The sequence below is a fragment of the Lutibacter oricola genome, from assembly GCF_900106565.1.
GTDB classification, from domain to species: domain Bacteria; phylum Bacteroidota; class Bacteroidia; order Flavobacteriales; family Flavobacteriaceae; genus Lutibacter; species Lutibacter oricola.
Map to the genome: position 1 here is coordinate 33,454 of NZ_FNNJ01000004.1, position 19,627 is coordinate 53,080.

Below are 19,627 nucleotides of genomic sequence, written 5' to 3' on the forward strand. Positions count from 1 at the left end.
TTTTACACTGCAAATATAAATGTATTTTTATTAAAAACAAATTAAAGTTTAGGTTTGTTTATCCGTTTGTTTATTAAATCGAACCGTTTGTTTATTTGTTAGGTGTTTTTGTTTGTTTTTTGCAAATTACTACTATGTGTTTGTTGTTGCAGTCTGTTGTAAAAAATAAATATAGATTACCTCCATCTTTTATTTTGGTTTTCTTTCTTATTTCGTTAACTGTTTGCGGAAAGTTTCTTGTGGTTATGTTTGCTTTCTTATTAGGGATTAATTTGTTGATAAGTTTTTTATCGTAAGAAATACAATGTTGCACTTCAAAAGATCTACCAGGGAAATCAATTAATTTTTCTGAAGTATATAAATGAGAGTTCTGTTGAAGTTTATCAATTTTTAACTGTTTAGATACTTGTTCAAATGCTCCAGCTTTTAAAATAGCTGCATTTGGCTCGTAAAGGTATTTTTTAGGTAGAGAGTAGGTTGCTGTACTTTGTTCATTTAAAGTGAAGTCAAAATGTTGATTATTAGTTTTACCAATATTTACAGTTTTAACTTTAATGGTTGAATTGTAATTTTTTTCAAGAATAAAAAGCAATTCTTTTACTTCATTATTAATTGCAATGGTATGGATTTCTTTTACAAATTTTAATTCCGAAATAGCACTCGATATATCTAATAATGGTGAAACTTTTATTAGAATATTTGAAGTTTTTTCAAAAAGTAAATCTATATTTTTAGGAATATTTGGTAAACAGTCGGCTAGTAGAAAAACTTTTCCTTTTTTATCGTTTCTTCTAGATGGATCTGTGTAAATCCAATCAATAGCATCTATGTTGTTTAACAACTCTAAACCATCACCCAAATACGTTTGAACGTTTTTTGTATTTAATTCTTTTAGGTTATGTGTTACTATATTAGAAAGGTTTTCATTTATTTCACAATGTGTAACGTTTTTAATATTTTTAGAAAAGTAGTAAGTATCAATACCAAAACCTCCTGTAATGTCTACTAACAACTCTCCTGAGACTAGATTTGCTTTATATTTAGCCGTAATTTCAGAAGATGTTTGTTCTATATTTAATTTATTTGGGTAATAAATATTTTTTGTTGAAAACCAATTAGGCAATTTTAGTTTGCATTTATTTTTTGAAGTAATTTGTTCTGCAAGTTCTTGAATTGTAACGTTTTCAAAAGGAGAACCTTTTAAAACTAGTTTGGTAATATCAGTTTTTAAATTACTAGTTATAAATTCTTGAACTTCGGTATTTAAAATGGATAGATTCAATTGATGGTATTGCTTAATTCTACTAATTTGGTTATTGTTTTCCAGTTTCTAGAAGTAGCTGGACTTTTTAACTTTTTTTCAAAAATATTATTTGTTAGCTTAGTTTTACCATAACTATTTGGGCAGTAAATGTAAGCTGTTTTATTGTCAATAATAAACTCATCCGTATTTGAAATGTTTTCTAAATATTCCGTTTCACTTAAATCTGGTGTGCTATTAAAAAGGGTTGCATAAAGTTTGGAAATATCAACACTGTTATTTTTTTTTATAAACGGATTAGATTCAAATATTGTTGTAAGTTCTTTTTTGGAAATAACTAACGTATTGATAGTGTATCCATATTTATCAAAAATACTTTTGCTAATATTTTGTTGAATAGTTTCTTTATTCACTTTTTTTGAATTAAAAATAATATTCCCACTTTGTATATAAGTAATAACATTTTCGAAAGAAATATTTTCTAATAGCTCTTTTAATTCTGCCATTTTTATACGGTTTTTACCACCAACATTAATTCCTCGCAATAATGCTATATAAGTTATCATTATTATAAATCTTTAGTAAGAGATTTAACAATTTTATTGTCTGCTAAAAATGCTTTTAAAATAACTTTTATCGCTGTGTAAGTTGGTATTGCTACTACCATACCAACAACTCCAAAAATAGTTCCTGAAATTAAAATAATTAAGAAAATTTCGAGCGGATGAGATTTTACACTTTTCGAAAAAATTAAAGGTTGACTTATAAAATTATCGATTAGTTGAGCAAATATATAGCCAATCATTACATAAATAGTAGTAGGTAGAATTTCTGTTTGAAAGTCTAATCCTAGATTACTGCTCATAGATAAAAATAGCATCAAAACACCACCAATTAGTGGTCCTATGTATGGAATTAAATTTAGCAGAGCACATAAAAATGCAATTACTATGCTATTTTCAATTCCGAAGGAAGCTAGAACAATTGCATAAATAATAAATAGGATACTAATTTGAAAAACTAGACCAATAAAATATCTAGAAAGTAAATTATTTATTGTTCCCAAAGAGTTTTTAAGTTTACTTTCACTTTTGTCACTTACTAAAACATATACGGATTTCTCCATAATATGTGTGTCTTTCATTAAAAAGAAGGTGATAAATATTACTGAAAACAAGCCTATGCTTAAGTTTCCGAGTGTTCCAATTACAGAGTTTAATAGGTTTGGAATTGCTTTAGCATTTTTAAACAAATCTGCATTTTTTAATTCATTTAAAACATCAATATTATGAGCTAAAAAATAATCGTTTATTTGAACTAATAAATGTTCAATGGTGCTTTGTAGTTTTTCAATATTTAATAAAGATAGGTTTTCACCTTGTTTAATAATTAAAGGAATAAACATACTTATTAAGCCAAAAAATACTCCTAAAAACAATGTCATTGTAACTAAAACTGCCATTGAATTTGGCATTTTTAATTTTTTTCTGAAGAATTTTAAAATGGGACTAGCAATTAAAGCAATAACAGCAGCAATGGCAACATAAACTAAAATGCTTTGAATTTGATATAAAAAGAATAGGAGTAACGCAATTCCAATTAGCATTCCTATTGCTTTAAGTATTCCATTAGTAATTGTGTTTGAAGTCATATATTATTTTTTTATTTCAACAATTGCTCCGTTAGGCGGATTCCAAATATCTAAATTCTTAGGTATTTCAAATCTAGTATTATTGTTTAATTCACCAACTAAGCTAGCGTTATCGGTTTTTATGGTTCTTGTAATAATAGATTTTTTAGAAACAAATATCCATTTAAATTGATTAAACATTCCAGAGTCTCTAGTCCAAGATTTGTTATCATCATTTTTTCTAATTGGAGCTCCCCAACAACCTTCTCCAACATAAACATTTCCGTTTTTATTATCTCTAATAAAACCTTCTTCGCTTCCTTTTTTTGTTGAAGGTTTAATTGGCCAAGTAGATTTTACGGTATGCGCATCACATTCTACAATAAGGTCTATATTTTCATTATAGAATAATTGTGCCCAGTTTAAGTATTGAAAATTACCTTCTCTTTTTCGTGAAACATGTGGTCTCATAGGTTTGTGGTATTGTACAATTTTCCAATAATCTTTTTTGTTTGATAAAAGTTCATTTTTCAACCAATTTGTTTGTCCACCCGGAATAGAAATTTCAGTATTTAAAGTGTAAATTCTTAAATAATTTTTACCAACGGGAATACTGTAATAAATTTTTTCATGAGGCGTATCAAATAAATTGTAAATGGATTTGTTTTCCTTTTCATGATTACCTCGTGCAGCAATTAATGGAAATATTCTATTGTCTTTTGCAATTGTTAATTGCCAATCGTCCATCCATTCAATCCATTGTTTATCAGTGTCTCCAGAAGTCATGTCGCCACCAAACATAACAATATTTGGCTTTAGTTTTGATACAAGTTTGTTGGCATTTTGTCTAGATTTTCTATTGTTTCTAGAATCTCCGCCCGATATTATTGAAATTTTATCTTTATTATTTGGAGCGGTTGTAAACCAAAAACGTTCGCTAACACCTTCGCTATCTTTAATTACAAAGTAATAAGCAGTGTTTGGAGATAAATTTATTAAACGTACAAAATGATTATTCATACCTCTAAATTCAACAATTCTATCTGGAGATTTTTTTGTTGAATAGTTGCTGAAGTTTGTTTTATGATCCTTTTTGCCATAGTAAACAATTGGGTTTGTTCCGCTAATTTGATTCCAGCCAATTACAACTGAAGTAGATGCATTATTTCTAAGCATTAACCTATATTTATCATTTGAAGCGTAGCTAGTTAGAACTCCAATAAAAAATACAATCAATATTTTTTTCATACTTAATTTTAAAATTAAAATGTAGACTACAATATTACAAAATATTCAACTAAGGAATTTGTTAAAAATTACAATTAAAACAAGTAATATTTGGATAGTTTCTCTAGAATAGAATATTTTTACTCATATTTTTTAATCTTATGAAAAGCGAACAGGTTTATTCAACTAAATCATTCAATTTATTAAAACTATCGGTAATTTTAGTATTTATTGGTAGAGCATATCAGCATTTATTTTGGGATGCGCCAGTTAGAGCTTTTTTCTGGGATGAAAATTTAATAAAACCACTTATTGAAAATTTATTCAATGTTGAATGGCAAACTTATGTTACAAGCGTAACATTAGATTTGTTTTTAGATAATTTAGTAGTTGGTTTTGGTTTACTTTATTCCTTATGTTTTTTAGCTGTTATTTTTTATAAACCTTCCAAAAAAGTATTAAAATATTTAATTTTAGTTGGTAGTATTGGATTGGTGTTTTTAGCTTTTTTATTAATGAAAGAACGCTTTTATCAATTTGCACAGTTTTTTGAGTATAGCTTGCAGTTTGCCATTCCTGTTATTTTTGTGTTTTCTTATAAAGGTTGGGTATACAATAATTTAATATTAATTTTAAAAGTACTTGTTGCAATTGTATTTGTAGCTCACGGTTTGTATGCGGTAGGTTATTATCCGGTTCCTGGTTATTTTTTAGGAATGGTAATTAATATTTTTGGTTTTTCTGAAGAAGTTTCAAAAACATTTCTTTTAGTAGCCGGAGTATTAGATTTTGTTGTTTCGATCTTAATATTTATCCCAAAGACAGCTAAAATAGCTTTGTTGTATGCATTTGTATGGGGAACCTTAACAGCTTTGGCTAGGGTAGTAGCAGGATTATCTGTAGATTTTTTCTGGGAATCAATTCATTTAAATTTGTTTCAAACTATATATAGATTACCACACGGCTTAATACCGTTGTATTTGTTTTTTAGAATGAAGAATGAAAAACTAAACGAGTTTTAAATTTCTGAAGTACTCATTAGTTCTGTTGTTTTTTTATCGCAAAAATCTATTAATTCTTGAAAGTAAGAAGTGAAATCTTCTTCAAATTCTTTGTAATTTTCTTTTAAATCGTTTATGGCTAAATCCATTTGCGATATTCCTTTTGTTTTTCTGTTCATACCTTTTAAAACAGTTTCCATTCCTTCTAAAGAGGCATAGTTAACAAGCCAATTATACTCTATCATAAAGGGAAGCATTTTTTGAAGTTCTTCTGGAAAACTATCAATATTTTTATTTAAAAAAGAATAAACATTCTCTGCATATATTTCTAAAGGAATTTCAGAATACTTGCTCCAGTTTTTAGCTAAATAATGATCGTATATAATATCTATTATAACACCATTAAAATGCCTGTACCTAGAATGTAACCTACGCATACTTTTTTTAACAGTTGGGTGAGTATCCGTAAAGCTATCAATATGTCTATGTAAAATTATACCAACTTGAATTTCTTTTGGATATGTTTTGTAGCTTTTACCTTTTATTGCGTCAGAAATAAAATTTCCGATTAGTACATTTTTATTGCTTTTAGAAAGGTAAAGGTGTGCTAAAAAATTCATAGAATAATTTTAAACAATGATACAAAAAAAAATCCGCTAAAAAAGCGGATTTTTTATAGTTGATGTTTTTGTGTTTAGCTATTCAGCATAACTGGCATAACAAGCATTGTAACAAACTCGCCATCTTCAACGCCATCTACAGGAGTTAAAATACCAGCACGGTTTGGTAAGCTCATTTCAATTAACACATCGTTAGAGCTTAAGTTGCTTAACATTTCAGTTAAAAAACGAGAGTTAAATCCAATTTGCATATCATCTCCTTGATATTCACAAACTAAACGCTCTTCAGCTTTGTTTGAATAATCTATATCTTCAGCAGAAATATTTAATTCTGTTCCTGCCATTTTTAATCTTATTTGGTGTGTAGTTTTACTAGAGAAAATAGATACACGTTTTACTGAGTTTAAGAAAGTACCTCTATCAACAGTTAATTTGTTAGGGTTTTCTTTTGGAATTACAGCATCGTAATTTGGATATTTTCCATCAATTAATCTACAAACTAATACAACATTGTCAAAAGTAAATTTTGCATTAGCATCGTTATATTCAATAGTTACATCGCTATCTGCACCACCTAAAATTCCTTTTAATAAGTTTAAAGGTTTTCTTGGCATAATAAATTCAGCAGTATCATTTGCTGTAACATCAGTTCTAGTATACTTTACTAATTTATGAGCGTCTGTAGCAACAAATGTTAAGTTTTCTGTACTAAATTGAAAAAATACACCACTCATTACTGGTCTTAAATCATCGTTTCCAGCAGCAAAAATTGTTTTCGAAATTGCGGTTGCTAAAATGTTTCCAGGTATAACCGTTGTACTTGGAGATTCTATAGAAACTGCTTTCGGAAATTCACTTCCATCAAAATAAGCCATATCATATTTACCTTGGCTAGAACTAATTTCAATAGTGTTATTTTCTTCAGTTTTAAAGGTTAATGGCTGATTTGGAAATGTTTTAAGTGTGTCTAATAATAAACGTGCAGAAATTGCAATAGAACCTTCAGAGTCACTTTCAACATCAATTGTTGTGCTCATAGTTGTTTCTAAATCAGAGGCAGAAATTTTTAATTCGTTTTGGTTTAATTCGAATAAAAAATTATCTAAAATTGGCAATGTATTACTGCTATTTATAACTCCACCCAATACTTGAAGTTGCTTTAATAATTGACTACTTGATACTATAAATTTCATTTACGGTTATTTTATTAATATAATTACAAATATATTCTAAATATGTTGTTATAAAAATATTATTTATTAACAGTTCATATTGTAGTTTGCTAATGTAAAGTAAAGATATTTAACAAATTAAAAATAGCAGCATAAAAAAGTTATAATTATGTTAATATAGTTGTGTTAAAACAAGTGGATTGTATTAAAATTTTATATTTGTTCAACTACTAAACAATTAAACTTTACATGAGAAAATTAGTTTCTTTTTTTACATTATTACTAATATTTACATCTTCAATATTTTCGCAAGCTCCAAAAAAACCTAGTTCAGGAGAAATTTATGAGGCAATTCAAAAGTTAAACTTTTTGGGGTCGGTTTTGTATTTAGCTGCGCATCCAGATGATGAAAATACACGGTTAATATCATATTTTGCAAACGATGTTAAGGCTAGAACTGCTTATTTAAGTTTAACACGTGGAGATGGTGGACAAAATTTAATTGGTCCAGAAATTAGAGAGTTGCTAGGAGTTATTAGAACTCAAGAACTATTAGCGGCTAGAAGAACTGATGGAGGAGAACAATTTTTTACACGAGCAAACGATTTTGGATATTCTAAACATCCAGATGAAACACTTGAAATTTGGAACGAAAAGGAAGTGTTAAATGATGTAGTTGCGGTTATTAGAAAGTTTAAACCAGATATTATTATTAATAGGTTCGATCATAGAACACCTGGATCTACGCACGGACATCATACCTCTTCAGCAATTTTAAGTGCAGAAGCTTTTGATTTGTCTGCAAATAATACATACAAAACGCATTTAGAAAACGATGCAATTTGGCAACCAAAACGATTGTTTTTTAATACATCGTGGTGGTTTTATGGTAGTGAAAAAAAGTTTGATGAGGCTGATAAGTCTAAAATGATAGGTATAGATATTGGTACTTTTTATTCTCAAAAAGGACTATCTAATAGCGAAATTGCTTCATTAAGTAGAAGTAAACATCAATCGCAAGGTTTTGGAAGTACTGGTACTCGTGGAAAATTAAAAGAATATTTAGAGTTTTTGAAAGGAGATTTTCCTAAGAGTAAAACCCCTTTTTCTGGAATTAACACAACTTGGAGTAGAGTAGAAGGTGGCGAGGAAATTGGAGCTATTCTTAAAAATGTTGAAAGTAATTATGATTTTAAAAATCCTTCAGCAAGTATTAAACAATTAGTAAAAGCGTACGGTTTAATTTTAAATATTAAAAATGAACATTGGAAAGCAATTAAATCTAAAGAAATAAAAAATATAATTTCGGCTTGCGCAGGTTTGTATATGGAGGCTACATCGAGTAGCTCAACCGTTACTCCTGGTTCTACGAGTAAAATTAAAATAGAAGCTATAAATAGAAGCAGTTTTTCTATGAATTTGAAATCTGTAACTATAAACCCTTTAGGGTTAAAAAAAGATTATAACGCTAGGTTGGCAAATAATAATTCTCAAAAATTCTCTTTAGATGTTGAAATTCCAATCACAATTTCTTCTACTTCCCCTTATTGGTTAGATAAAAAAGGAAGTTTAGGAATGTACAGTGTTGCTAATTCAAAACTAATTGGAAAACCAGAAACTCCAAGAGCTGTTACTGCAGAATTTACAGTTAATTTTAATGGTGTTTTAATACCATTTACAAAAGAAGTAGTGTATAAATATAACGATCCTGTTAAAGGTGAGGTTTATAAGCCTTTTGAAATTTTACCTGAAGTATCTGCTTCATTTGAAGAGAAAGTATACATTTTTTCTAATGATGATGCTCAAAAAATTTCAATTAAAGTTAAATCTCAAAAAAAGGATTTAAAAGGTAAATTAATTTTTTGTTTACCTAATGATTGGAAAGTAGTGCCAGAGTCTTATTCAATAGAAATTGCTGATAAAGGCGATGAACAGAGTTTTGATTTTGAAGTATTTCCACCTAAAAAACAATCTGAGGGTTTAATTTCTCCTATTGTTGAAGTAGATGGTAAAAGTTATACAAGCGAGTTGGTAGAAATTGATTACAATCACATTCCTTTTCAATCTGTTGTTATGCCTTCTGAAGCTAAAGTTGTTAGGTTAAATATTGATAAAAAAGGTCAATTAATAGGGTATATTCACGGAGCAGGAGATTTAATACCAACTAGTTTACGCCAAATTGGTTATACCGTTGTTGAAATAAATGAAAATGATATTACACCAGATAAATTAAAAAACTTTGATGCTATTATTCTAGGAATTAGAGCTTACAATACAAACGAACGTTCAAAGTTTTACCAAAAACATTTACACAATTATGTAGAAAATGGTGGAACATTAATTGCGCAATACAATACAAGTCATAGAGTAAAGGTTGCAAATGTAGGGCCTTACCCAATTCAATTATCTCGAGATAGAGTTACAGACGAACATTCTGAAGTGAAAATTTTAAATCCAAATCACGAATTATTAAATTTTCCGAATAAAATAACAAAGGGTGATTTTAATGGTTGGGTGCAAGAAAGAGGTTTGTATTTTCCTAATAAGTGGGACGATAAATATGAAACTATTTTTGGTATGAACGATAAAGATGAAACCGAAAAAACAGGAAGTCTTTTAGTTACAAAATATGGTTCAGGTAATTTTATTTATACAGGTTTAAGCTTTTTTAGAGAGCTACCAGCAGGAGTTCCTGGAGCTTATAAATTATTTGCTAATATGTTGTCTGTTGGTAAAAATGAAATTGAAAAGCCAATTAAAAACTAAAATATGTCTAAGCCAAAATATAGTTGGAAAAAATCATATTCTGCTGTTTTAATAGCAAATGCCATTTATGTGGTGTTGTTTTATATTTTAATGAAAACCTTAGCATAAAATGGAACAAATTGATTGGATTATACTTATTGGAACTTTATTGTTTATTGTTTCATATGGAGCTTACAAAACAAAAGGAAGTAAAAACGTAACAGATTATATTAAGGGTGGAAGTGAAGCTAAATGGTGGACTATTGGGTTGTCAGTAATGGCAACACAAGCAAGTGCTATTACTTTTTTATCTACACCAGGGCAAGCTTTTCATAGTGGTATGGGTTTTGTGCAATTCTACTTTGGGTTGCCAATAGCTATGGTTATTATTTGTTTGGTGTTTATACCTATTTATCATAGATTAAAAGTATTTACTGCTTATGAATATTTAGAATCTCGTTTCGATTTAAAAACTAGAAGCTTAGCAGCAATTTTATTTCTAATTCAACGTGGTTTGGCTGCAGGAATTACAATTTTTGCTCCTGCTATTATCTTATCCGCAGTTTTAGGTTGGAATCTAACAATGCTAAATATAATAATTGGTACATTAGTTATTATTTATACAGTTTCTGGTGGTACAAAAGCTGTTAGTGTTACTCAAAAACAACAAATGGCCGTAATATTTGCGGGTATGTTTGCAGCATTTTTCTTAATTATAAGTTATTTGCCAGAAGGTATTACATTTACAAAAGCGCTAGAAATTGCTGGTGTAAGTGGTAAAATGGATGTGCTAGATTTTTCTTTTAATTTTGAAAATAGATATACTTTTTGGAGTGGAATTATTGGAGGAACTTTTTTAGCCTTGTCGTATTTTGGAACAGATCAAAGTCAGGTACAACGTTATTTATCGGGTAAATCTATTAAAGAAATGCAACTTGGCTTGGTGTTTAACGGTTTGTTAAAAGTACCAATGCAGTTTTTTATTTTACTGGTTGGAGTAATGGTTTTTGTTTTTTATCAATTTAATGCTTCACCATTAAATTTTAATCCAGCAGCAACTGAAGGTGTAAAAAAATCTGAATTTGCTTCAGAATATAAAATTTTAGAAAAAAAACATAAAGAAATTGAACAATTAAAATCTATTGCCAGCTTAAGTTATGCAACTACTAGCAATGCTGGATTTATTAATAATACTGAAATTAAAAATCAGCTTCAAAAAATAAATAAATTAGAAGCTGAAAATAGAGTAAAAGCAAAAGAAGTTATTGAAAAAGCAAACCTGTCTGTAGAAACAAATGATAAAGATTATGTGTTTATTCATTTTATTTTGAATAATTTACCTCGTGGTTTAATTGGGTTATTATTAGCAGTTATTTTATCTGCAGCAATGTCTAGTACAGCTTCCGAATTAAACGCATTGGCAAGTACAACTGCAATAGACTTATATAAAAGAAACGTTAGGGTAGAAAAATCTTCAGGGCATTATGTAAATGCCTCAAAATGGTTTACGCTAGCTTGGGGTTTAATTGCTATAACTGTTGCTTGTGTTGCTAATTTGTTCGATAATTTAATTCAGTTGGTAAATATAATTGGATCAATTTTTTATGGAAATGTTTTGGGTATATTTTTACTTGCATTCTTTATAAAATATGTAAAGAGTAACGCAGTTTTTATTGCCGCAATTATAACACAAGCAATTGTAATAGTAGGTTGGTGGTATAATTGGATGCCTTATTTATGGCTAAATTTATTTGGTTGTGGATTGGTAATGGGAATTGCAATATTAATTCAAAGCTTAACAAAAAGATAATAAAAAAACACCTCCATTTCAGGAGGTGTTTTTTGTGAAAACTAAATACTAGTTTTTATTTTGTCCACTCAGCAATAGAGTCTTTGTTCATTTTAACATAGTCAGCATTTCCAGCTTTTTCAGCAGCAGCTAAAGATTTTTTAGCGGTTGCAATAGCTCCTTTTTTATCACCTAAATCTGCTTGAATTAAACTCATTCTACGTAAGTGCCAAAATTTAGCGTCTTTACCAGCAGTTGCTTTTTCCATCCATTTTAAAGCTTTTTGTAAATCTTTTCCAGATGTATGGTAATAAGTTGCAGCTTGAAAATAATCATTTCCAGAAGGTCCAGCCATTACATTTTTAATGCTTTTTGAAGCAATTTTATCTGTTGGCACTTCAAATTTAACACCTACATATACGTTTTCCCAAAGCATACCTAAAACAGCAGAATTTGCAGTTAAATCATCAAAAGTCATAGTAAAAGATTCTATTTTCATAGGCATTTCTTCTATTTGAGCTGTTGTTTTTAGAGCAACTTTACTTTCGTCCCATTTTTGTGGAACACCCCAGTTTTTTGTGTCTTTATAAAAAATAACATCCCAACTTTTTTTGTTTGGCACAGTGTAAATAGCATAAGAACCTTTTTTTAATTCTTTACCGTTAATTACAACGTTATTTCCAAAAGTAATTTTTGTGTTTGCATTAGCTCCAGTTCTCCAAGTTTTACCGTAAGGTACAAGATCCCCAAAAATAGTTCTACCTCTCATAGCTGGTCTAGAATATTCTAAAGAAACATCTGTAAGCCCAACAACTTGCTCCATTTTTGCAGCAGGGCTAGGTTGTGGTGTTTTAATTTGTGCATTTGCTGTAGCTACTGTTGCTACTAATACAAATATGATTGATAATTTTTTAAGCATAATAGTTTTATTTAAGTTATGTAACAAATATAGCATATATAGTAGCTTGCTAGTTTTACCAGTTTAACTTTAACAAATATTTAAGATGTGTAAAGAAGAGGTTTATTTGTATTTTTTTCTTCTATAATAATTAAAAGTCCCCCCCAAAATAGCAAGTATTATTAATGGTATTATAATATTTATAAGTTGCCATTTGCTAGATTCTTCAAAAGCCTTTTGTTTGTTTAAAAAATCTATTTGTATTTTTTTAGACCTAACATTTATTAAGCCCGTATCGTCTAACAAGTAATTTACAGCATTTAAAAGGAATTCTTTGTTTCCATAACGTTGTTTACTCCATTTGTCTACACCTAATTCTAGAGGTTTTCCTTGTGAAATAGGGTTGGAAATAATATCACCATCAGCAATAACAATCATTTTTGTTGAAGCTCCAATCTCTTTTGTATTAGTATATAAAAATGGCTTAACTCTATCGTTGTAAACAGATTTAAATTTACCTTCCAATAAAACACCTAAAGCCTTATTTCCTTTAGCATAATCTTTAGGGTTTGGCTGCTGTGTAATGCCTTTTAATGAAACTAGAAAAGGAGTTCCATTTGTTTTTGAAAGTTTAGAACTTTGTAATAAAACTGTTTTTGAAATGTTATTTTTTAACGTATCAATACTGTTTGCAAACTTTAAACTTACAGCTTCAGTATTTATATTTATTGGGTGATTATTGGTTGAATTAACAAGCGGGTAATATTCCCAATTAAAAGCACTAAATTGAGTGTTATTACCTACATTTCCAGTAGCTAAAGGTATTTGAGAACTGTATAAATCGGTTACCAAATCTAAATTTACACGAATGCCATAGTTAAAAAAGAAATCAGTTAGCCCTAAATCTCTAGGGTAGGCTAGTGCTTCGCCAGTATTCATTAAACTATCTAACTCTGCTTGAACATTATCTAATAACCAAAGCGATTTTCCGCCATTCATTGTAAATTGATCGAGTGTGAATTTTTCTTGCTCAGTAAATTTTACGGTAGGTTTTGCAATAATAGCTAAATCGAAATTATTTAATTTATCTAGTGTGTTTTGAGGTTGTGTAGCAACAGAATCTAATGTAAAAGGAGCTAATAAATAATATTCACCAAGTTTTTTTAATAAGTCAGCTATATAAATATCGTTTAACTCGCCATTACCTTTTAAAATTGCAATTGTTTTAGATTTTTTCGAACTTATTTTATGAATAGCATTCGCGAAAGCATATTCCAAATTTTGTATGGAGCTTTCTAATTGTTCGTTTTGAGAGTTGGTTATAATATCTTTTAATAGTGAAATGTTTTCACGTTTATTTTGGTACTCAATAACCGCCCACGGAAAAATAACTAATTCAGACATTTTTCCATTTTCTTGAACTTGAAGTCTACTAGGTTCAAGATCTTCAGAAATAAGTTGTTTTGCTATTTTTTTTGGGTTAATAAAACGATAGTTAATATTGTTGTTTACTGCTTTTAGTTCTTCTAAATGAAGTTTAGTTTCTGTTTCTAAACGTTTAAATTCCGCAGGAAAATCTCCATTTAAATATACTTTTACAGTAACAATATCTTCTATGTTTTTTGCTATTTGTTTTGTTGCTTCAGAGAGTGTATATCTACCGTCTTCAGTTAAATCAAAACGTTTGTATAGCTTAGAGCTAACAAAATTAATTGCTACTAAAGCTACAATAATTACCAATATGCTAGAATACTTATTTTTCATTTTGTATTCTAATTTTAGTAATGAATAAAAATAATGTAGTTATCGAAATAAAATAGATTAAATCACGAGTATCTATTACACCTTTGCTAATACTATCAAAATGATTTTTAATGCCAATATTTTTAATAAAAGAATCGTTATTTCCAAATAAATTATAGTTTGCTAGTGCTTCAAAACCGTAATAAAAAAAGAAACAAATAAATACAGCAATAATAAAAGCTACAATTTGATTTTTTGAAATTGTTGATGTAAAAACACCAATGGCAGTATAAGAACTTGCCAAAAATAGTAAGCCAAGAAAAGAGCCAATTGTAGTTCCAATTTTTAAATTACCGATAGGGTTTCCTAATTGATAAACACTGTAAGCGTAAATTATAGTAGGTATAATTGCTAATAAAACCAACAAAAGTGCTCCTATATATTTACCCAAAATTATTTGAGTAATAGAAATTGGTTTTGTTTTTAATATTTCGATGGTTCCTGTATTAATTTCATCAGAAAAACTGCGCATTGTAATTGCTGGAATTAAGAAAATAAACACCCAAGGAGCTAAAAAAAAGTAACTATTTAAATCGGCAAATCCGGCGTGTAAAATGTTGAAATCTCCTTCAAAAACCCATAAGAAAAGACCGTTAATTATCAAATACACACCAATAACCAAATAGCCAATAGGCGAGGAGAAGAATGAATTAAGTTCTTTTTTTAAAATGCTTATCATTTTAGTTGTTGGCTTCTATAATTAATAATTTTTTTGATTACAACTACTTTCCAATTTATCAACGCTCCAGGCTTCTGGTTTGTCTGCAAATAAAATTTTTGTTTTTGCCCAGACAGATTTAAATAATTTGGAAGTTCTATAGGTTTCTAAATCTTCTTCATTTTCCCAATAACTATATGTGAAAAAGATATTTTTATTAGTTTTATCTCTATATAACTCTAATAAACGACAACCATTAAAATTTCGTATTTTATGTTTGCTGTTTTCAAAAATATCTAAAAAAACATCAACTTTAGTTGGTTGAAAAGTAAGTTTTACAATACGTACAAACATTTAGTTAAATTTTATGGTAATTACCTTTCTATATTTTAAACCTAATAATGTAGATGCACCACCAACGGTATTTAAATTACTTCTAAATACGGCAATTTCTAAATAGTTAGCAGAATTAAATAAAGCTAGTTTTGTACCGTCTTTTTGGCGTTGCTCTTTTGGTAAAGAAAAGTCGATAAAATCGCTATACTTATTATATATTTTTTTGAAACTATAGTTGTTTGCAATAACTTCAAAATCGCGACCTCTACCAATTTCTTGAAATAATTTTTGATTAATATTACTTATTGTATTTCCGTAATTATCTATGTAAATAATATTTCCAGAAATAGTCGATTTGTCAGCAGAAATAGTTGGCTGTACTTCAACAAGTTTTTTGTAATCTGGAATTATTTTTCCTATAACTTCTAAAGTTCCACCTCTAGATATGTGGCAAGCAACTTTAACAAAAACATCTAATACTGGAAAAACAGATTCGAACCTGTCGTGTATATTAATTTCAACAATTTTTTCTGGTTTAACTTCTGAAGCTAATAACGATATTACACCATTATCTGGACAAATAAAATAATGATTGTCTAATTTTATAGCAATATGTTTATTATCGTCATTTAATTCAGAATCTACACCAATAATGTGTATACTTCCTTCAGGAAAACTTTTATAAGCGTTTCTTAAAATATACGCAGTTTCTGTAATGTTAAAAGGTGAAATTTCGTGTGTTATATCTACAATACGAGCATCTGGAAGCTCACTATAGATAGTGCCTTTTATTGCACCTACAAAGTGGTCTTTCGTTCCAAAATCTGTGGTTAAAGTAATAATAGACATAAATCTTTAGCTCAATTTTTTTTCACATTAATAACCTTTTTAAATCCTTAATAAAATGTTTAAAACTTCTTTTAAAGAAATGAAATTAGTTATTTGATATTGTTAAATTTGTTATGCAAAGCTAAACATTTATTCTATTTATTAAGATAGAAATTTATTAATAAACTTAACAATTTTCACAATTTGAACGAACGCATTATTGAGTTGACAGAAATTAATCCAAACGATTTGTTTGGGCCTCAAAATTCTAACTTAGATATTTTAAGAAAATTTTTTCCGAAATTAAAACTTGTAGCAAGAGGAACAAAGCTAAAAGCTTATGGAGAACCAGAGGTTTTAGACCAGTTTGAAAAAAAAATAAGCAGCTTAATTAAGTATTTTAATAGGTATAATAGTTTAGATGAAAATAGCATTGAACGTATTTTAATGTCTAACGGAAAAGAGCATAAAAGTTCTAAAGTTGCAGATGGCGTTATAGTTCACGGTGTTGGAGGTAGATTAATAAAAGCTCAAACCGAGAATCAACGTAGAATGGTTGAGCGAATGGAAAAAAACGATATGCTTTTTGCTATTGGTCCAGCTGGTACAGGTAAAACGTATACGGCGGTTGCATTAGCTGTTAGGGCTTTAAAAGAAAAAGAAGTTAAACGTATTATTTTAACACGGCCAGCAGTTGAATCTGGTGAAAATCTTGGGTTTTTACCGGGTGATTTAAAAGAAAAACTAGATCCTTATATGCAACCTTTATATGATGGGTTACGTGATATGATTCCTGCAGAACGCTTGGAGTCTTATATTGAAAAAGGAATTATTCAAATAGCGCCTTTAGCATTTATGCGTGGTAGAACATTAGACAATGCTTTTGTAATTTTAGATGAAGCACAAAATACTACACATAGTCAAATGAAAATGTTTTTAACACGTATGGGTAAAAGCGCTAAATTTATTATTAATGGAGATCCTGGTCAAATAGATTTACCTAGAAGGCAAGTTTCTGGTTTAAAAGAAGCTATGCTAACATTAAAAGAGGTAAAAGGAATTGCATTTGTACATTTAGATGATAAGGATGTAATTAGGCATAGATTAGTTAAAAAAATACTTTCAGCTTATAAAAGTATTGAAGTAGGGAATGAATAGTTAAAAGAGCAACAACGCACTATTAAATAAAAAAATATAATGAGTAATACAATTAACAATACTGAGTTTAATTTTCCTAAACAAAAATCGGTTTATAAAGGAAAAGTAAGAGAAGTTTACAATATTAATGATGAAACTTTGGTAATGATTGCTTCAGATAGACTTTCAGCATTTGATGTTGTTATGCCTAAGCAGATTCCTTACAAAGGTCAAATTTTAAATCAAATTGCAGCTAAAATGTTAGATGCAACTAGTGATATTGTTCCAAATTGGATTTTAGGAATTCCAGATCCAAACGTAGCAGTAGGGCATATGTGTGAGCCTTTTAAAGTTGAAATGGTAATTAGAGGTTATATGAGTGGGCACGCAGCTCGTGAATATAAAGCAGGTAGAAGATTACTTTGTGGCGTTTCAATGCCAGAAGGTATGAAAGAAAATGATAAATTTCCAGAACCAATAATTACACCTGCAACAAAAGCAGAAGATGGAGATCACGATGAAGATATTTCAAAAGAAGATATTATTGCTAAAGGAATTGTTTCTGCTGAAGATTATGAGGTATTAGAAAAATACACAAAAGCATTATTTCAAAGAGGATCTGAAATAGCAGCAGAACGTGGTTTAATTTTAGTGGATACCAAATATGAGTTTGGAAAAACTAAAGATGGTAAAATTTTATTAATAGACGAAATACATACACCAGACTCGTCTCGTTATTTTTATGCTGAAGGTTATAAAGAAAGACAAGCTAAAGGTGAAGCTCAAAAACAATTATCTAAAGAGTTTGTTCGTCAATGGTTAATTGCAAATAACTTTCAAGGTTTAGAAGGGCAAACTGTTCCTGAGATGAGTGATGAAAAAATTAATGAAATTTCAGATAGATATATAGAATTATATGAGAATATTACTGGAGAAACTTTTGTTAAATCAGACGTTAGTAATATAAACGAAAGAATAGAGAAAAACGTTAATACTTTTTTAAATAAGTAGCAAATAACAGCATAAAAAAAGGGTTGTATTATTTTAAGACAACCCTTTTTTTATGTGTAAAATTATTGGTATTTAAAGTATTTCGAATAGTTAGTAAAATTTACAGGTTCAGAGTTGTTATTTAAATAGTTTATAACTGTTTCAGCTGTTGTGTAATTTTTTACCGAAGGAATAGTTGTAAAATAATTTTTAAAAACTATTGGAATAAAATCATTTATTCCAATAGTTATTGAGGTGTTATTGCTTAAAATATTTCCATTTTTATCTTTAATAAGAATATTATTTCCACTTTGTTCAATAGTTAAACCTGCGTAGTGAAAGCCATCACCATTTTCTTTTAAGAAGGTTTTTACTTCTTTAATTGTCATGCTATAAGTAACACTTCCGTTATTAAATGGATCAATGGAGTATATTTCTCTTATAGTAATATCTCCTTTATCTAAAGTATTTCTTATTCCTCCCGAGTTATGAAAAGTTAGGTCGGCATTTAATTCTTTTAGTAAAGCTTCCGTATAAAAATTTCCAACTTCATTTCTGTTGTGAGAAGCTTCTGCATAACCAATAACTACGTCAAGCTCAGGTTGATGATTATAGGTCTCAATATCTTCTTGTACACTTTGGTTTAGGTTTGTTGCATCCGATAAATTAATTAATTCGTATTTGGTACTTATAGCTCCATTTTTATCAATTGTAACTTTAATTTTTCCAATATTTTTTAATTTCGAACCAGCTTGATAAATGTATGTTCCGTTTTCCTCTCTATAATCTGAAGTGTGAGAGTGTCCACCAATAATTATATCAAAATAAGGGTATTTTCTAGCAAGCGAAATGTCTGAGCTATACCCCAAGTGTGTCAAAGCTATGTAAAGGTCGGAGTTTTCATCATTTTTTAAATTAGCATAATCTGAAATAATTTCAGCATAGTTAGTAAATGTAAAATTTTTAACTCTTAAAGGGTGGGTAGATGGAATTGTACCATTGTTTCCTTCTTTAGTTTGAATTAAGCCAAGAATAGTAACTGTAACTCCATTAATAGTAATGGTTTTGTATGCTTTTGGTTGTTTAATTGAAGAGTTTTTAGTGTTAATGTTTGCGCAAAGCCAATCAAAATTTGATTGTTCTAATCTATTTTTTAAAACAGCTTCACCATAATCAAACTCATGATTTCCAATTGCTGCAGCATTAATTCCAACTTTATTCATTAAATCAATCATTGGGTAACCTTTTTCTGCATGATTATCTACAACAGGGTTTCCTGAAAAAGTATCTCCACCGCATACAAATAAAACGTTATTGTTTTTTCTTTCTTCGTCTACAATATATTTTATTTTTGAAAAATTATCTATACTTCCATGTATATCATTAATATGGAAAATTGTTAGCTCTTTGTTTCCATCTTCTTGTTCATTTAGTATGGTAGGATTGTCGTTTTGATTAGAGCAAGAAAAAGTGATTATTACTAAAAGTAATAGGTAAAATTCTTTTTTGAAAAACATAGTAATATGGGGTTA

17 protein-coding genes are annotated in these 19,627 nt (G+C 28.8%); 5 read left to right on the forward strand and 12 right to left on the reverse strand.

Going from position 1 to position 19,627, the window contains the following annotated elements; translation table 11 throughout:
- Positions 1 to 91: 91 nt before the first annotated feature.
- From BLU40_RS09450 to BLU40_RS09465, 4 genes are read right to left on the reverse strand one after another with little or no spacing between them, the layout of a single operon-like run.
- Entirely contained in the window at positions 92 to 1,282 is a 1,191-nt protein-coding gene (locus BLU40_RS09450; protein ID WP_090122768.1) for a THUMP-like domain-containing protein, read from the reverse strand.
- On the reverse strand, positions 1,279 to 1,827 hold the full coding sequence (locus BLU40_RS09455) for a DUF1697 domain-containing protein (protein ID WP_090122770.1): 549 nt from the start codon (positions 1,825 to 1,827) through the stop codon (positions 1,279 to 1,281). The genes BLU40_RS09450 and BLU40_RS09455 overlap by 4 nt, the downstream gene beginning before the upstream one ends.
- A gap of 2 nt (positions 1,828 to 1,829) precedes the next feature.
- A complete protein-coding gene (locus tag BLU40_RS09460; RefSeq protein ID WP_090122772.1) occupies positions 1,830 to 2,912 on the reverse strand; it encodes an AI-2E family transporter in 1,083 nt (360 codons plus the stop codon).
- Between the two features lie 3 nt (positions 2,913 to 2,915).
- Positions 2,916 to 4,139 carry a purple acid phosphatase family protein gene (locus BLU40_RS09465; RefSeq protein ID WP_090122774.1) on the reverse strand — a complete coding sequence of 408 codons (1,224 nt, stop codon included), beginning with the start codon at positions 4,137 to 4,139 and terminating at the stop codon, positions 2,916 to 2,918.
- Positions 4,140 to 4,279: 140 nt separating this feature from the next.
- Here BLU40_RS09465 and BLU40_RS09470 point away from each other — a divergent pair, with 140 nt between their 5' ends.
- Positions 4,280 to 5,140, forward strand: coding sequence for a hypothetical protein (locus tag BLU40_RS09470; protein ID WP_090122776.1), 861 nt, complete (start codon positions 4,280 to 4,282; stop codon positions 5,138 to 5,140).
- Here the strand turns inward: BLU40_RS09470 and BLU40_RS09475 are convergent.
- Positions 5,137 to 5,739 (reverse strand): acyl carrier protein phosphodiesterase, encoded by a 603-nt coding sequence (locus BLU40_RS09475; RefSeq protein WP_090122778.1) that lies wholly within the window; start codon positions 5,737 to 5,739, stop codon positions 5,137 to 5,139. The genes BLU40_RS09470 and BLU40_RS09475 overlap by 4 nt on opposite strands.
- 74 nt (positions 5,740 to 5,813) lie before the next feature.
- The gene (gene dnaN, locus BLU40_RS09480) at positions 5,814 to 6,932 is read right to left on the reverse strand and encodes a DNA polymerase III subunit beta (protein ID WP_090122780.1); all 1,119 of its coding nucleotides are present in this window, start codon (positions 6,930 to 6,932) and stop codon (positions 5,814 to 5,816) included.
- Between the two features lie 228 nt (positions 6,933 to 7,160).
- Here dnaN and BLU40_RS09485 point away from each other — a divergent pair, with 228 nt between their 5' ends.
- Together BLU40_RS09485 and BLU40_RS09490 are read left to right on the forward strand one after the other, a co-directional pair.
- Positions 7,161 to 9,677 carry a PIG-L family deacetylase gene (locus BLU40_RS09485; RefSeq protein ID WP_090122782.1) on the forward strand — a complete coding sequence of 839 codons (2,517 nt, stop codon included), beginning with the start codon at positions 7,161 to 7,163 and terminating at the stop codon, positions 9,675 to 9,677.
- Between the two features lie 109 nt (positions 9,678 to 9,786).
- On the forward strand, positions 9,787 to 11,466 hold the full coding sequence (locus BLU40_RS09490) for a sodium:solute symporter family protein (RefSeq protein WP_090122784.1): 1,680 nt from the start codon (positions 9,787 to 9,789) through the stop codon (positions 11,464 to 11,466).
- 55 nt (positions 11,467 to 11,521) lie between these two features.
- Here the strand turns inward: BLU40_RS09490 and BLU40_RS09495 are convergent, their stop codons facing one another.
- The 5 genes from BLU40_RS09495 to BLU40_RS09515 all read right to left on the reverse strand — a co-directional run bounded on the left by BLU40_RS09495 (position 11,522) and on the right by BLU40_RS09515 (position 15,989).
- Positions 11,522 to 12,364 carry a DUF2911 domain-containing protein gene (locus BLU40_RS09495; RefSeq protein ID WP_090122785.1) on the reverse strand — a complete coding sequence of 281 codons (843 nt, stop codon included), beginning with the start codon at positions 12,362 to 12,364 and terminating at the stop codon, positions 11,522 to 11,524.
- 102 nt (positions 12,365 to 12,466) lie between these two features.
- Positions 12,467 to 14,107: a gliding motility-associated ABC transporter substrate-binding protein GldG gene (gene gldG, locus BLU40_RS09500; protein WP_090122786.1), complete on the reverse strand. Its 1,641-nt coding sequence runs from the start codon at positions 14,105 to 14,107 to the stop codon at positions 12,467 to 12,469.
- Positions 14,097 to 14,825 (reverse strand): gliding motility-associated ABC transporter permease subunit GldF, encoded by a 729-nt coding sequence (gene gldF / locus BLU40_RS09505; RefSeq protein ID WP_090122787.1) that lies wholly within the window; start codon positions 14,823 to 14,825, stop codon positions 14,097 to 14,099. The genes gldG and gldF overlap by 11 nt, the downstream gene beginning before the upstream one ends.
- 21 nt (positions 14,826 to 14,846) lie before the next feature.
- Positions 14,847 to 15,158: a putative quinol monooxygenase gene (locus BLU40_RS09510; RefSeq protein ID WP_090122789.1), complete on the reverse strand. Its 312-nt coding sequence runs from the start codon at positions 15,156 to 15,158 to the stop codon at positions 14,847 to 14,849.
- Positions 15,159 to 15,989 (reverse strand): SAM hydrolase/SAM-dependent halogenase family protein, encoded by an 831-nt coding sequence (locus BLU40_RS09515; protein WP_090122791.1) that lies wholly within the window; start codon positions 15,987 to 15,989, stop codon positions 15,159 to 15,161.
- A gap of 183 nt (positions 15,990 to 16,172) precedes the next feature.
- On the opposite strand from BLU40_RS09515, the gene BLU40_RS09520 reads away from it, so the two are divergent.
- Both BLU40_RS09520 and BLU40_RS09525 read left to right on the forward strand, forming a co-directional pair.
- Positions 16,173 to 17,126, forward strand: coding sequence for a PhoH family protein (locus tag BLU40_RS09520; protein ID WP_090122793.1), 954 nt, complete (start codon positions 16,173 to 16,175; stop codon positions 17,124 to 17,126).
- Positions 17,127 to 17,165: 39 nt separating this feature from the next.
- A complete protein-coding gene (locus BLU40_RS09525) occupies positions 17,166 to 18,116 on the forward strand; it encodes a phosphoribosylaminoimidazolesuccinocarboxamide synthase (protein ID WP_090122795.1) in 951 nt (316 codons plus the stop codon).
- Positions 18,117 to 18,178: 62 nt separating this feature from the next.
- On the opposite strand, the gene BLU40_RS09530 is transcribed toward BLU40_RS09525, so the two are convergent.
- Positions 18,179 to 19,612, reverse strand: a complete 1,434-nt coding sequence (locus BLU40_RS09530) for a bifunctional metallophosphatase/5'-nucleotidase (protein ID WP_090122797.1) — start codon at positions 19,610 to 19,612, stop codon at positions 18,179 to 18,181.
- Positions 19,613 to 19,627: the final 15 nt, after the last annotated feature.

Coding starts and splice junctions, on each gene's coding strand:
- BLU40_RS09455 (WP_090122770.1), bottom strand. CDS start 1,827: ATGATAACTTATATAGCATTATTGCGAGGAATTAATGTTGGTGGTAAA.
- BLU40_RS09460 (WP_090122772.1), bottom strand. CDS start 2,912: ATGACTTCAAACACAATTACTAATGGAATACTTAAAGCAATAGGAATG.
- BLU40_RS09465 (WP_090122774.1), bottom strand. CDS start 4,139: ATGAAAAAAATATTGATTGTATTTTTTATTGGAGTTCTAACTAGCTAC.
- BLU40_RS09470 (WP_090122776.1), top strand. CDS start 4,280: ATGAAAAGCGAACAGGTTTATTCAACTAAATCATTCAATTTATTAAAA.
- BLU40_RS09475 (WP_090122778.1), bottom strand. CDS start 5,739: ATGAATTTTTTAGCACACCTTTACCTTTCTAAAAGCAATAAAAATGTA.
- dnaN (WP_090122780.1), bottom strand. CDS start 6,932: ATGAAATTTATAGTATCAAGTAGTCAATTATTAAAGCAACTTCAAGTA.
- BLU40_RS09485 (WP_090122782.1), top strand. CDS start 7,161: ATGAGAAAATTAGTTTCTTTTTTTACATTATTACTAATATTTACATCT.
- BLU40_RS09490 (WP_090122784.1), top strand. CDS start 9,787: ATGGAACAAATTGATTGGATTATACTTATTGGAACTTTATTGTTTATT.
- BLU40_RS09495 (WP_090122785.1), bottom strand. CDS start 12,364: ATGCTTAAAAAATTATCAATCATATTTGTATTAGTAGCAACAGTAGCT.
- gldG (WP_090122786.1), bottom strand. CDS start 14,107: ATGAAAAATAAGTATTCTAGCATATTGGTAATTATTGTAGCTTTAGTA.
- gldF (WP_090122787.1), bottom strand. CDS start 14,825: ATGATAAGCATTTTAAAAAAAGAACTTAATTCATTCTTCTCCTCGCCT.
- BLU40_RS09510 (WP_090122789.1), bottom strand. CDS start 15,158: ATGTTTGTACGTATTGTAAAACTTACTTTTCAACCAACTAAAGTTGAT.
- BLU40_RS09515 (WP_090122791.1), bottom strand. CDS start 15,989: ATGTCTATTATTACTTTAACCACAGATTTTGGAACGAAAGACCACTTT.
- BLU40_RS09525 (WP_090122795.1), top strand. CDS start 17,166: ATGAGTAATACAATTAACAATACTGAGTTTAATTTTCCTAAACAAAAA.
- BLU40_RS09530 (WP_090122797.1), bottom strand. CDS start 19,612: ATGTTTTTCAAAAAAGAATTTTACCTATTACTTTTAGTAATAATCACT.